Annotated in this window: 12 protein-coding genes; 4 read left to right on the top strand and 8 right to left on the bottom strand. The window is 48.6% G+C overall.

Translation table 11 applies throughout. From position 1 onward, the window contains the following. Window position 1 precedes the first annotated feature (1 nt). The gene (locus CSR02_RS16715; RefSeq protein WP_208616781.1) at window positions 2–2,026 is read right to left on the bottom strand and encodes a VapE domain-containing protein; all 2,025 of its coding nucleotides are present in this window, start codon (window positions 2,024–2,026) and stop codon (window positions 2–4) included. 407 nt (window positions 2,027–2,433) lie between these two features. Between CSR02_RS16715 and CSR02_RS00150 the strand changes: the two genes are divergently transcribed. Then, window positions 2,434–2,904 carry a c-type cytochrome gene (locus tag CSR02_RS00150; protein WP_042787821.1) on the top strand — a complete coding sequence of 157 codons (471 nt, stop codon included), beginning with the start codon at window positions 2,434–2,436 and terminating at the stop codon, window positions 2,902–2,904. A 60-nt stretch (window positions 2,905–2,964) separates the two neighbouring features. Here CSR02_RS00150 and CSR02_RS00145 read toward each other — a convergent pair whose 3' ends face one another. From CSR02_RS00145 to CSR02_RS00135, 3 genes are all read right to left on the bottom strand, one after another. Beyond that, complete coding sequence (locus CSR02_RS00145) at window positions 2,965–3,183, bottom strand: hypothetical protein (RefSeq protein ID WP_042787822.1); 219 nt, start codon at window positions 3,181–3,183, stop codon at window positions 2,965–2,967. A 46-nt stretch (window positions 3,184–3,229) separates the two neighbouring features. Continuing rightward, window positions 3,230–3,991, bottom strand: coding sequence for an SDR family oxidoreductase (locus CSR02_RS00140; protein ID WP_099539982.1), 762 nt, complete (start codon window positions 3,989–3,991; stop codon window positions 3,230–3,232). Between the two features lie 157 nt (window positions 3,992–4,148). Further along, window positions 4,149–5,600, bottom strand: coding sequence for an aldehyde dehydrogenase family protein (locus CSR02_RS00135; protein ID WP_099539980.1), 1,452 nt, complete (start codon window positions 5,598–5,600; stop codon window positions 4,149–4,151). Between the two features lie 253 nt (window positions 5,601–5,853). Between CSR02_RS00135 and dld the strand changes: the two genes are divergently transcribed. After that, complete coding sequence (gene dld / locus CSR02_RS00130; RefSeq protein ID WP_099539978.1) at window positions 5,854–7,569, top strand: D-lactate dehydrogenase; 1,716 nt, start codon at window positions 5,854–5,856, stop codon at window positions 7,567–7,569. Window positions 7,570–7,647: 78 nt separating this feature from the next. On the opposite strand, the gene CSR02_RS00125 is transcribed toward dld, so the two are convergent. Together CSR02_RS00125 and CSR02_RS00120 are read right to left on the bottom strand one after the other, a co-directional pair. After that, window positions 7,648–8,730: a zinc-binding metallopeptidase family protein gene (locus tag CSR02_RS00125; protein ID WP_099539976.1), complete on the bottom strand. Its 1,083-nt coding sequence runs from the start codon at window positions 8,728–8,730 to the stop codon at window positions 7,648–7,650. Continuing rightward, window positions 8,727–9,563: a transglutaminase family protein gene (locus tag CSR02_RS00120; protein ID WP_099539974.1), complete on the bottom strand. Its 837-nt coding sequence runs from the start codon at window positions 9,561–9,563 to the stop codon at window positions 8,727–8,729. Before CSR02_RS00120 ends, CSR02_RS00125 begins: the two co-directional genes overlap by 4 nt. 249 nt (window positions 9,564–9,812) lie before the next feature. Here CSR02_RS00120 and CSR02_RS00115 point away from each other — a divergent pair, with 249 nt between their 5' ends. Next, window positions 9,813–11,291, top strand: coding sequence for a circularly permuted type 2 ATP-grasp protein (locus CSR02_RS00115; protein ID WP_099539972.1), 1,479 nt, complete (start codon window positions 9,813–9,815; stop codon window positions 11,289–11,291). Continuing rightward, entirely contained in the window at window positions 11,291–12,295 is a 1,005-nt protein-coding gene (locus tag CSR02_RS00110; RefSeq protein ID WP_183172611.1) for an alpha-E domain-containing protein, read from the top strand. Before CSR02_RS00115 ends, CSR02_RS00110 begins: the two co-directional genes overlap by 1 nt. A 45-nt stretch (window positions 12,296–12,340) precedes the next feature. On the opposite strand, the gene nadC is transcribed toward CSR02_RS00110, so the two are convergent. Both nadC and nadA read right to left on the bottom strand, forming a co-directional pair. Further along, window positions 12,341–13,198, bottom strand: a complete 858-nt coding sequence (nadC, locus tag CSR02_RS00105; protein WP_099539968.1) for a carboxylating nicotinate-nucleotide diphosphorylase — start codon at window positions 13,196–13,198, stop codon at window positions 12,341–12,343. A 26-nt stretch (window positions 13,199–13,224) separates the two neighbouring features. Further along, window positions 13,225–14,205: a quinolinate synthase NadA gene (nadA, locus tag CSR02_RS00100; RefSeq protein ID WP_099539966.1), complete on the bottom strand. Its 981-nt coding sequence runs from the start codon at window positions 14,203–14,205 to the stop codon at window positions 13,225–13,227. Window positions 14,206–14,253: the final 48 nt, after the last annotated feature.

Below are 14,253 nucleotides of genomic sequence, written 5' to 3'. Positions count from 1 at the left end.
TTCATCGTGAGGTCTCCCAAAATCTTACACCTCCATGCCCTCGATTGCCTCGTTTCCAGCCTAGGCGTTCCATAATTTTTGCAATCCGGCGCTGATCTGCAACACCTATCTTCTTGTTTTCAAAGAATAAGCAGTCATGAGCGACCTGCTGGATGGTGACTTTATTCCGACCAATCAAATGGTTTGAAATCAAGCCTTCCCATTCATCCTGCTCAAAACGTGCTTCTTGCTCTGGTTTGATGAAAAGCTTCTCAAAACTGGCATCTGGCCACCATTGCGCACCATGCCGAAACGCATGAACAGCCTCGGCAAGTATCTGGTCACGATCAGCCGCCAGATCATCAATGGAAATTTCGCCTATCTTCACGGGCCAATATCGGCGTCCGCCTGTCTCATCAGACAGGTAGACGGATTTATTGGTGGTTCCGACAAACAGACATTGCCTTGGCTCTATCACCTCACAGCGGCCAAATGGTGGCCTGAAGCGTTCTGTTGTTCGTGTGATGAAATGCTTGAGCATTTCGTTTTCGGCTTTGCCTAAGGCTGAAAGCTCTGCAATTTCCAGCAGCCATTTGCCGCGCAGATGCATTTGCACATCTTTGCCGGTTTTCAGGTCTGGCATACCATCAGAATACCATTCACCGCCTAGAATGGCGCAGGCTGTAGACTTTTTTGCACCCTGTTCGCCTTCCAGCACCATCATGTAGTCTGCCTTGCATCCGGGTTTGAAGATGCGAGCAACCATTGCAATCAGGAACATGCGGCCAATACCGGCATGGTATTCTGACATTTCCGCACCAAGGTAATCTGTCAGCCACGTATCAAGTCTGGGTATTTTGTCCCATTGCAGGCCGTTCAGATAATCACGCACAGGATGGTAGGCGCGTTCTACGGCTACACATCTGACAGCTTGGTGCATGATTTCGCTGCTAACACGGCGCAAACCGGCAATCTGCAAGCGTTCCTGAACGTGCGTTACATCTTCATCCGTGATCGGACGTGGCGTGAACGGCTCCGCCTGCGGGCCCAGTGGTTGTGCCAAGTATGGCAAGCACACCATCTGGTTGTATGCGAATTTCCCTGAATATGCAGGGTCTGCACGCAAAGCCAGAAGCACATTTGCCACATTGGGGATTGGTTGCCCGCGATCATCACGCAAGCACATTTCCAGCCAATCTGGTGAGAGAATTTCCTTGGGTTCCACATCGGCAGCATCATAATCTGGCGCTGCTTCTGCAAGTGCTGCCAGTTCTTGCGCACCGTGTCCGGCCTCTAACCAGTCGAATACATCACCTTTTGCTGGCAAATCTGGCAATGTGAGGATGCGCACACGCTTGGCCTTGCCATGCAATGCTTTGGCGACTCGGTTTACATGATCTTTGCCGGGTGCATCATTGTCCGGCAGGATGACTACATCTGCACCGCGCAAGCTGCTGGAATAATCTGCTCGCCATTTTCCTGCACCGCCGGGACTACATGTTGCCGCAAAGCCATATTCAGCCATGCGTAAGGCTGATTTTTCGCCTTCTACAACATAGATCGGCTGACCTGCCTGCATGGCTTGCTGGATTTCCGGCAAACAATACAAGACACGCCGCACGCCTTTGGTTTGCCAAGACCATTTGCCGCCTTCCAGTGGCCTGCGCTGGCGAAAGTCCTTCGGCTCCATCCGGCAGACCTGAAAAAGCAGCTCACCATCCTCGCTCACATAATCGTAAGTCTGGATAATCTGGCCTTTCTGGGTCGGTTTGCGTTCTAATTTTTCAAGGTATCCGTGGTCTTGCAGCCACTTAATGGCTTCTGCCTTGGGCACATGCTGTTCACGCATGACCAGGGCAACAACACCGCCACCTTCGCCGGTTTCATTGTCAAACCACGTTCCCTTGCTCACATCGAGACAGAACGAACCACGACTCCCCCAGCGCCATTCTGTTTTTGTGGACTGGCTTTTGTTGGGTTCGCCAAGCAAGCGCCGCGCAACATCGCTAGCACACGCCTTGAAGGCAGTATTCCCGTCGGCACTCATAGAGTCGCACCGAGCCGAATTTGTGGGACAGAACCCCAAAAAAACGCTATAAAAAAGCGGCACAGGCTTTTACCCACTGCGCTGTATCTATTTGTTTTTATTGGGGATAGAAACGCCGCCCTTGGGCACCATTTCATGATTTTCCCCTTTATTTTTAGTGTGTTTTAAGCGTTTTTTGCGCCACGCTTGTTTCCTTTGCGTGACAGCAAAACATTCCTTGCCTTACATACAACCTGCAGATGAGATAGATACTTCAACGTTTCATCTCTCCATTGCAGACATCGTACCTTTCTTCCGCCCTATTTCTTCGAAATAAAGAAAGCTTATTCTTCCAACCTCTTCTGGTTGAGAAGATAGACTATCCGTGTATAGTCATTTCATTATCGAACAGTTTTCAGGAGCTTTTTATGAAAAAGACCGTTCTCGCTCTGCTGGCAGCTCTAACCGGAGGCGTAGGCTTTTCCGGTGCGGCTCATGCAGCAGCAGATGGTGCAGCACTTTATGCAACGCACTGCGCCATGTGCCACCAGAGCAGCGGCGACGGCGTTCCAGGGCAGTTTCCTCCCCTGAAAGGACGCATTGACAAAATTGCAGCTTCTCCTGAAGGCAAAACCTACCTTACACATGTGTTGCTGAATGGCCTTGCTGGCAGCCTGAAAGTCGGCAGCGGATCCTACATGGGTTACATGCCTTCCATGTCCTCCATGTCTGATGAAGAAATTGCGGCCCTGCTGAGCTACGTTTCATCCTTGGGGGGGGGCGCATCTGCCCCCACTTTCACGGCGGATGACATTAAAAAGGAACGTGCAACACCATTGCAGCCAGGTGTTGTTTTGGAAGAACGTGAAAAACTGAATGCAGCACACCCGCTGCCATAAATAAAACAAAGGCCAGACATTTTTTAAAATGTCTGGCCTTTTTTTTAACTTCTAAAACATTTAGCCGCTGGCATCTGGTCTATCTACAGCAACTTCTGACGCACTTTCTCTTTTCCTGCGTCCATCCACTGCTTCTGCAATTTCAGACACCAAATCCAGATATTTTTCTCTATCTGTTTCTACAGAGGAACCAAACTGGTTCAGCAAGCCAAGAATCAAATCCTCACGTGTCGCATGTTTTTTCTCCCGTCTTGGAGAGAAATGCTTTTTACCAGACATAAAATTTCATCCTTTTCCGCCTAGCAAGCAGTCACATATAAGCCAGTTATTGTGCTGTGTAGCCACCATCAATAACCAGTTCACTTCCCGTAACAAACTTGGATTCATCAGAAGCAAGATATAAAATACCATAGGCAATATCGTTTGGTTCACCCAAATGGCCTATGGGGTGCAAATCAACCAGCTTTTGGCGTGCAGCTGCATCTTCCTTGGTTAAACCGGCAACCATAGGTGTCCAGATATATCCGGGATGCACTGAATTCACCCGAATTTTATAACCAGATTTCGCACAGTGTAGAGCCGCAGATTTTGTAAACAGCCGCACGCCCCCTTTACTGGCGTTATAGGCTGCCAGCGTTGGATCTCCTACCAACCCCTCAATAGAAGACAGGTTGACAATGGAGCCACCACCAGACTTCTTCATGGCTTCAATAGCCACCTGCGTGCCTAGAAACACACCATCCAAATTGATAGACTGAACACGGCGCCACTCTTCCAGCGGCGTGCTTTCTACGCTGCCAGAATACGCAATACCTGCATTATTTACTGCAATATCTAACCGCCCATACAATTTAAGTGTTTGCGCGATAGCTGCTTTCCATTCTGCCTCATCTGTCACGTTTAATTTAACAAATGTGGCCTCACCACCTGCATTTTTAATTTCTGCAACAGCTTTTTGACCATCTTCTTCTTTTAAATCACCAATAACAACTTTTGCGCCTTCCTTGGCCAAAAGCTGCGCTGTGGCTTTACCTATTCCATTCGCTGCGCCGGAAACAATTGCAACCTTACCTGCTACACGTGCCATAATACTTCCCTTACTTCTGCTTTAGGTTACATGCTGCGTTAATCCCAGCCTGAATCAGATATCCCAACCATGACCTGCATCAATTCCCGGAAAACTGTGTTCTGAACTATTGCAAACAAAATGTGTTCAAAACACAAAAGTTCCCTTTTCGGCCTGTTTAATGCGCCTGCGGGTCTACCCCGTAACCAATAATTGCCTTGGTTTCTAAAAACTCAGCAATGCCAAAACGGCTGCATTCTCGGCCATTGCCAGACAAACCATATCCACCAAATGGTGCCTTTACCGTCCATGCTGCGCCATTAAGGGTTACCGTGCCAGCCCGAAGTTTACGCGCAACGCGGCGTGCGCGTTCTAGGCTGCCAGACTGTACATAGGCAGCCAAGCCATATGGGGTACTGTTTGCCAGCCGGATGGCATCGTCTTCATCCGCATAGCCCATAATGGAAAGGACCGGGCCAAAAATTTCTTCCTGCGCAATCACCATATCTGGCGTTACATGTCCAAACACAGTTGGGCGCACATAATAGCCCTGCATAAGCCCTGCAGGGCGCCCCACCCCACCAGCAGCCAAAATAGCCCCTTGGGCGGTGCCTTTTTCGATTAACGTCTGAATCCGGTTAAACTGGGTGCTACTAACCACCGGACCAATCTCTGTCAGGCTATCTGCCGGATTGCCAATGCGTAGGCTTTGCGCAACTTTGGCTGCAATTTCCATGGCTTTTTCCATCAGATCATGCGGCACAAGCATACGGGTTGGTGCATCACAAGATTGCCCAGAATTTCCAAAACATTCCTGAGCGCCACGTTCTACCGCATCTGCAAAATCAGTATCTGGAAAAATGATATTGGCAGATTTTCCACCCAGTTCCTGCAAAACACGTTTAACTGTAGGCGCTGCAGCCTGTGCCACAGCAATGCCTGCCTGTGTTGAACCTGTAAAAGACACCACACTTACTAATGAATGACGCGCCAAGGCATCTCCTGCAACGGTACCTTCACCCTGCACCATATTATATACGCCTGCGGGCAAGCCTGCTTCTTGAAGAATTTCTGTAAATATAACAGCAGATAAAGGGGCAACTTCACTGGGCTTAAGCACCACCGTGCATCCTGCAGCCAATGCAGGCATGACTTTGCAGGCTATCTGGTTCATGGGCCAGTTCCACGGTGTAATCAGTCCCGCAACACCTATGGGTTCATGGGTTATCAGAATATCATCCAGACATTCTTCAAACTGATAATGGCGCAAGGCATTCAGGGTTTCTTCTATATGCGCCAACCCTGCTGTCGTCTGGCTTTCACGAGCAAGGGTGATAGGGGCACCCATTTCCAGAGAGATGGCTTGTGCCATTTCTTCTGCCCGGCGCTGGTAAATAGATGGAATACGGCCCAATATTTCCAAACGTTCTGCACATGTTGTGTTGCTCCATGCGCCAAACGCCGCATCAGCAGCCTCTACGGCCCGATTCACATCCTGCACCTGTGCCAATGCAATATGGCCGCAGGGTTCTTCTGTGGCAGGGTTGATAATGCTTTTTTCATCTGGCGCAGAAGGCAATACCCACTGCCCATTGATAAAAAATCTTTCAGAATTTTCCAGACAATTCATTTCATGCCCCTTCCGATAACTGCCAGATATGTTGGTATTTCAAGATAATACGACAAACGCGCTCAAAGGTGTTATAACAGACATGCGTTACCAAGAATGGGAGTAACCAGAGACTTTCTTGCTTGCCTGTGCCATGTTTCTTGTCATTTGTTATTTACGGCACAATATCAGACGCAAACGTGGAAACAGTTTTACATGACATTCACGCCGGTATCTCAATACGACATCCGGCTTCCGTAGAAAGGATTTATGCGTGACAACCGCCGCAGAAAACAACAAACAGCTGCTTGAACAGCTGAAAAATATAGCTGGCCAGCACCATGTCCTGACCGGAGAAGACAGCACATACCGCTTTACCCACGGCTTTCGCTTTGGCGCGGGCAAGGTTCTTGCGGTTGTACAACCCGGCTCACTTATCGAACTCTGGCGCGTTGCTGATGCCTGCGTCAATGCTGACAAAATTATTATCATGCAGGCAGCCAATACGGGTCTGACTGGCGGTTCCACCCCCGATGGCAACAATTATGACCGCGATATTGTACTTATCAGCACGCTCCGGTTGGATAAATCCCACCTGATAGGAAACGGCAAGCAGGTTGTTTGCTTACCTGGCGCAACACTTTACGAGCTGGAAAGCAAGCTGGCTGCCATTGGGCGGGAGCCACATTCCGTTATTGGCTCATCTTGCATTGGCGCATCTGTTCTGGGCGGAGTGAGCAACAATTCCGGTGGCGCACTGGTTCAGCGTGGTCCGGCCTATACGGAAATGGCTGTTTTTGGCCAGGTTGGAAAAGATGGAAAGCTTCAACTGGTCAACCATCTTGGTATCAAGCTGGGAAATGACCCCGAAGCTATCTTGCAGAAGCTGGAAGCCGGCACGTTTACGGAAGCCGACATTGATTGGAATGCAGGCAAAGGGCATGATGGGGATTATATCAACCATGTGCGCGAAATTGATGCTGACACCCCAGCCCGCTACAATGCAGACCCCGCCCGTTGGTACGAAGCCGCAGGCTGTGCAGGCAAGCTGGTTGTATTTGCCGTGCGCCTTGATACCTTTCCCGCCAATAAAGATACGTCCGTTTTTTATATCGGCACCAACAATACAGATGAGCTGGAAAACCTCCGCCGCCATGTGTTGACAGCATTTGATGAACTCCCGATTTGTGGGGAATACATCCATCGCGATGCATTTAATATTGCTGAAAAATACGGCAAGGATACCTTTGCGGTTATTCGTTACTTCGGCACTAAGTTCCTGCCAAAAATGTTCGCCATGAAATCACGGTTTGACATTTTTGCCAAAAAACTTGGATTTCTACCCGACCATTTGAGCGACCGGATCATGCAGGCGCTCAGCACTTTGCTGCCGCGCCAGTTGCCACAGCGAATGCTCGATTATCGGGATAAGTACGAACATCATCTTATGCTCAAGGTCTCGCACAATCTGGCTGGCCCAATGCGCCAGTATTTGCAAACCTACTTTGGTAGCGCAACAGGTGATTATTTTGAATGCACGCCCGAAGAAGGTAAGCTTGCCTTCCTGCATCGTTTTGCTGCGGCTGGTGCGGCCGTCAGATACCGCGCTGTGCACCATAAAGAGGCAGAAGATATTGTCGCACTAGACGTTGCCCTGCGCCGGAATGACCGGGAATGGTTTGAAAAACTTCCGCAGGATATCGAAAACAAACTGATTGTTAAGCTGTATTACGGCCACTTCCTTTGCCATGTCATGCATCAGGATTACGTGGTGAAAAAGGGCTATAATGCCATAGCTGTAGAGCATGAAATGCTCCCGGGGCTAGATGCCCGTGGCGCGCGTTACCCAGCAGAACACAATGTGGGCCACCTTTACAAAGCACCACAGAACATGCTGGACCACTATCAGCAACTTGACCCGTGCAACTGTATGAACCCCGGCATTGGGCAGGGAACCAAACGCAAAAACTGGGTAGCAGAAAGCGTATAATCGCAACTTTCTGTTGTTTTCCCCTATGACAATACTCAAAACCCGGTATGGCCATTTAGGCTATGCCGGGTTTTGTTTTTATGCAGGCAACCTATTTTGAACATCACGAATAAGATCATGAATAAAATGCAGTTTGTATATAACGCCATGAGTGAGCGTAAATGGATAAAAATCCTGTAATCCCATGGAACGATTTAAATTGTTTACAGCGTAGGTTAACGGCACCCAGGCCTTGATAATTTCTTCAAATGGCATGCTTGTGTACGGGTTGCCGCAGTGGCCCAGTAATACATCCCCCTCACCCGTTGCGCTTACCGTCATATTGTAAGCCAAGGCTGTTTCCAAAGTGGAAACAATATGAAAATAATGAGCCCAGGTTTCTGCAAAGTCTTCCCACGGATGACAAGTTGCGTAGAAACTTACAAAGTTCTCGCGCCAGTTTGCAGGCGGAGGTTGCTCATAATAAGTTTGTAGTGCTGCCTGATAATCGGCTCTATCATCTCCAAACACAGCACGGCAGGCTTCCAGCCGGCCACCATCCCGCACCAGTATATTCCAGTAATAATGCCCTATTTCATGACGAAAATGCCCCAAGAGAGTACGATAGTATTCTCCCATTTCAATACGCATCTTCTCACGATACGCATCATCCGCTTCCTTACTGGCAATTGTGATAATTCCATTACTATGGCCCGTCATAATAGCTGTAGAGCCATCTGGCGCATCATCCAGAAAATCAAAGGCCAAACCATTTTCAGGGTCTTGCCGCCTACTTTTAAATGGAAGCCCTAAACGTAAAATTGTGTAAAATAAGCGGTGTTTTGCAACTTCCAGTTTGTACCATCTCTCTCTATTTTCCGGCACATTTAAATTAGGAATAATACGGTTAAACTGGCAGGCAACACAAAACCCGGAAAAAGCCTCACTATCCGTTGCCACTGTTAGCCAGTTACACACACCATAGGCATGATTTACACAAAAGGCATGCACCCTGCCTTGAGCTTTTTTTTCTAACGGCAACCATGTGCCATCTGTTTGTGGCTGCAGCGCGCTCATGGTGGCCAGCTCTGGCAAATAACCTAAAGCCATACCGCAGCCATCACACTGTGTGGCTTCAAACCCGACCTGATGGTGGCAGGATTGGCAGGAAAACCGTTTCATTGTGGGGGTAAATGCTGCACTTGCATGAACACATCAAATACGGCCTCACAACAATCCAGCACGCCAGAAACAGGTGCTGCATCCTGCGGGGTATTTGCAACGGCCAGTGGAATATGCCCAGCCCCTGCCAAAAAGCCAGATGTGGTATCAAACCCAATCCAGCCTTTTTGAGGGATAAAAACCTGTGCCCACGCGTGCAGGTCCCCATTTAATGTTCTGAGCTTATTTTCCTTACATTCTTCCTGAATAAGATATCCAGAAACAAAACGTGCAGAAAACCCCAGGTGCCGCGCGGCGGTTACCAACAACCAAGCACTATCCCGGCACGAACCGCTTGCACGGTGCAATGTTTCTTCCGCAGACCACACTCCTGGCTCCATCCGGCGTTGGTAGTGAATGCGCTGTGCGATCACCTGGTTAAGAGCCTTGATTTTATTAAGTGCTCCCTGCGCTTCTGCAATCTGCTGTGCCCCCAAAAGTGCACGCATGCTTTCACTCATAATTTGCGGTGCGGTATATTCAGCCCCATCAAAAAGCTCTTGGCCAGTTACTGAGCCACTTAAGGGATCATACGGTGAAAGATCAACCTTCAGCGCAACTTCAATATCAAAGTGCGTCACCTGATCTGCACATTCAACACATGCGGTTTGGTTGCCCAGCATATCCTGTGTCCACCTCACCAGACAATCTGCGGGCTGCACATGCAAATGGTACGAAATTACAGGTGTACGGGAATAAACCGTAGGCCGCAGACGGATTGTTTGTGGCCCCATATTGACCGGTCTATCATAGCGATAACAGGTTCGATGCGTTAGCATGACATGAGAACTCATCAAACCTTAACCTTGTCTTTAAGCTTATGCATGGCAAACAATTGTTGCCTCGGTTCAACAAGAACACGAGCCTGTCGTATAAAACCATAGCAGCATGGTGCGCACATGCAATACATATCCAACACAATCAAAAACTTACTTAAATAACCTTCTTTTTAGACTTGGCAAACTTCTGAAAACCTGTTCATTTAATTCGGTAGTGAAACAAGCTGAGGCCTCACTGGCCCCCAGCCTGATGGGAGAGAAATTATGACCCCTACCACCCTGCATGCTCCCCTTCAGGCTTCATCTACAGGATTGCTGGATCACTACCATATCCCTGATTTTTTCTGCGAGTTGATGAATCGGCGAGATCCAACGCCACCTGTTCTGCAATGTGTAAAAGACCGGCTTGCAGCGCTTAGTCTACCAGAATTACGCCGCAGAACGCAGGCGGCAGAGGCCCAATTGTACCGCATGGGCATTACTTTTACCGTTTATTCAGACAAAGAAGCCATTGACCGCATTCTCCCGTTTGACGCGATCCCCCGTGTAATTACGGCACAGGAGTGGGACCATGTGGAACGCGGCGTGCAACAGCGCATTCAGGCCATAAACCTATTTTTGCATGATATTTATCATGATAAAAATATCCTGCGTGATGGCATATTACCCGCTGATCTGGTGCTCAATAACGCCAATTATTGCGATGCCATGGTGGGTGTGGATGTGCCTGGTGGTGTTTATGTCCATATCAATGGTACAGATCTGATACGAGATGATAACGGCCAGTTTCTGATTTTAGAAGATAATGCCCGCACGCCATCTGGTGTCTCCTACGTGATTGAAAACAGACACATGATGCTGCGCCTCATGCCAGATCTGGCATCGGGCCTTCCTATTCGGTCTGTGGAAGAATATGGCCTGCGTTTGCATCAGACATTATGTGAAGTCTCGCCAGAAGGTGTGATTGATCCACAGGTTGTTCTGCTTTCGCCCGGTATTTACAATTCGGCCTATTTTGAACACGTCTTTCTCTCCCGCGAGATGGGGGTGCCTCTTGTAGAAGGCAAAGATCTGTTTGTTGAAAATCATCGTGTTTTCATGCGCACAGTAAGTGGCCCGCGTGCCGTGCATGCCATTTACCGCCGCCTGAATGATGATTTTCTTGATCCCCTCGCCTTTAATCCAGATAGTCTGCTGGGTGTTCCCGGATTGGTGGAAGCATATCGGCGCGGCAATGTCACACTTGCCAACGCGCTAGGCACAGGCGTGGCGGATGATAAAGCAGTCTATGCCTATATGCCGCGCATTATCCGATATTATTTGGGGCAAGACCCCATTTTGCAAAGTGTGGAAACGCATATTTGTGCCGAACCAGAAGGTCTTGCCTATACCTTGGCCAATATGAACCGGCTTGTCATCAAACCTGTTGGAGAATCAGGTGGTTACGGGCTTCTGATCGGCCCCCATGCCACCCAGAAGGAACTGGCCGATTTTCGGGAAAAATTGTTGGCTGACCCTTCCAATTACATCAGCCAGCCCGTTATCAACCTGTCTGTCACCCCAACGCTTTGCCAAGATGGTGTTGAAGCCCGGCACGTGGACCTCCGCCCTTTTGCCCTGACGGGCCGCTCCGTGTGGGTTTTACCGGGAGGACTGGCGCGTGTGGCGCTTCGCAAAGGATCTTTGGTGGTTAATTCATCCCAAGGTGGTGGCTCTAAAGATACATGGGTGATGGCATCATGATGAATGAAACGCAGGGCCAGCTTCTTTCCCGCTATGCAGAATGCATGATGTGGCTTGCCCGTTACATGGAGCGCACTGAAAATCTGGCTCGTCTTCTGGAAGTGACAGAAACATTTGTAAGAGATGCCAATGGACAAGTTGCGTGGCATTCCATTGTTCAGATCAACTCTGATGAACAAACCTTTTTTGCCTTGCATCCATCTGGCAATACAAATGCCGTTGCCCGCTTTTATTTAACCGAGCAGAAAAATCCGGCCTCCATTTATGCCACAGCACAGGCAATACGCGAAAATGCACGTGCTGTGCGTCCCCTGGTTTCTATTGAAATGTGGACTCAGCTCAACGTATTTACTCGCTGGGTTCTCAATCTAAAGGAACAGGATATTTACAAAAACAGCCTTTCAACCCTGTGCACACATATCAAGCAGGACTGTCAGGCCCATTTTGGCATTACAGAAGGCACATTGTATCGCGATCAGGCTTGGCTTTTCTATAAACTCGGGAAAACGCTTGAGCGCTGTGATCAGATTACACGCTTGGTGGATATCCGCTACCATATGCTGTTGCCCCAAGGGGAAGCACCGGGTTCTGAAATAGACATTACACAATGGACAGCTGTGCTGCGTTCTGCAGCGGCATACCATGCCTTCCGCCGTTTGCGCCCTGTTACAATTACACCAGCCAATATTGTTGGGTTTTTGTTGAAAAATGAAGGCTTCTGTCGCTCATTAGCTGTTAATTTGCGCGTTATGGATGAAACGCTGGCACTTTTGGCTTCTTACCCCGGATTACGTTCACGTTGCAGCCACTTGCAGGAATGTGTTGCCGAATTACGGGTCACCCTTGCTGACCAAACCGCCGAAGACATTATTATTCGTGGGCTACATGATTATATGAGCTGGATACAACAACAACTTTCTCAATTACAGGGGCAAATTGCACAGGTGTTCTGGCCACCCGTTTCAAGCGCGGCGGTTCAACCTGCTTTTCAGATGCAGGAGTAATGTCACCTCTCTAGGCGTAAAAGTTTTTGAATATTTATGGATGACCTAAGCGTAATCCAACCCGATATCCAAAGCTTTTACGCTATGTGTCAGCCAGCCTGCGGAAATAATATCTACCCCAGTTTCAGCAACAGCACGCACGGTTTCCTGTGTGATACCGCCGGATGCCTCCGCAATGGCAGAGCCGTTAATCATACTTACAGCTGTGCGCAAAACTTCTGTATCCATATTGTCCAGCAAATATGCATCTGCTCCGCCGCATTCCAATGCTGTAGCCAATTGCTCTAGCGTATCTACTTCCAATTCAATTTTCACCAGATGGCCTGCATAATGACGTGCTCTTTTTAAAGCCACATCAATCTGCCCATCACATAAGGCAAGGTGATTATCCTTGATCAAAATGGCATCATCCAACCGATAACGATGGTTACTGCCGCCCCCTGCCTTTACTGCATATTTCTGTAAAGCCCTTAAACCGGGAAGTGTTTTACGCGTACAACAAATTGCTGCTTTGGTGCCTGCAACTGCAGTCACCATATCGCGTGTCTGGGTCGCAATACCACTGAGATGAGACAGGATATTTAATGCCGTTCGTTCACCGGCCAGAACTATTTGGGCATCACCTTCCACTTCAGCCAGAACATCACCAATGCTCAGTAGGTCACCATCTTGTTTGAATGCCCGAAAGCGCACATTTTCTCCCAAAAGTGCAAAGGCAAGTCGTGCGCCTTCAAGGCCAGCAACAACACCTGACCGACGAGCACAAAAAACAGCTCGTATCTGCTGCCCTGGTGTTGCCAATGCTTGTGTTGTGATATCCCCTCCCTGCCCCAGATCTTCCAATAATGCAGCCTGAACAACGGGTTTCCATAACAAGCCAGGCAAAGAGCCTAAATAAGACATGTACAATTAGCTCCTTTACGCTTTGCTTAAACAAGCAACATGCGTTCAACAGCCAAACGGGCCCGTGCCTGCAAGGCTTCTGGAATAACAACTTCAGCTTCCAGATTTTCCAAAGATTTCCGAATGGCGGACAATGTAATACGCTTCATATGTGGGCATAGATTACAGGGGCGCACAAATGTTGTTTCTGGATACTGTGCTGCAAGATTATCGCTCATAGAACATTCTGTAACCAGAAGAACTTTTTCGGGTTTTTCTGTTGCAATATACGCAACCATCTGGGCTGTAGAGCCGGAGTGATCTGAAACTTCCACCACTTCTGGCGGACATTCTGGGTGCGCCACAACTTTTACACCCGGATGCAGACGGCGATATTGCCGAATTTCCTGCGGGGTAAAGCGTTCATGAACCTCGCAATGCGCAGGCCATGTTATCATTTCAATACCTGTTTCTGCCTGAATATTACGTGCCAGAAATTCGTCTGGTATCATAATAACACGCGGAACATTCAAGTTTTCAACAACACGACGTGCATTGCCAGATGTACAACAGATATCACTTTCTGCCTTTACCGCAGCCGTGCTGTTTACATACGTGACAACGGGCACACCCGGATGAGCCTGTTTTAAGGCTCTTACATTCTCGGCTGTAATACCCTCCGCCAAAGAACATCCCGCGGCAACATCCGGAATTAAAACTTTCTTGCTTACATTTAGTAGTTTGGCAGTTTCTGCCATAAAATGCACACCTGCCATAAGAATAATGTCAGCATCTACATTCTGGGCAGCTCGTGCAAGAGCAAGGCTATCCCCTCGGATATCAGCCACACAATGAAAGATTTCCGGCGTTTGATAGTTATGTGCAAGAATAACCGCATTATGCTGCTGCTTAAGGCGTATAATAGCCTCAATATCGGCTGCATAACGCTCTTCCCACACATCTCGCGCCATAATGCCAGCAACGGGCTGATACAAAGTATCCCTGTCTGGAATATTAAACACTGACATGAATACCCTCCTTGCGGTACATATGCTCATTTTGAGTATATGTACCGC

Source organism: Acetobacter pomorum (genome assembly GCF_002738225.1).
Lineage (GTDB): Bacteria > Pseudomonadota > Alphaproteobacteria > Acetobacterales > Acetobacteraceae > Acetobacter > Acetobacter pomorum.
Note: the sequence above shows the minus strand (reverse complement) of the source record. Positions and strands in the feature narration are given on the sequence as shown.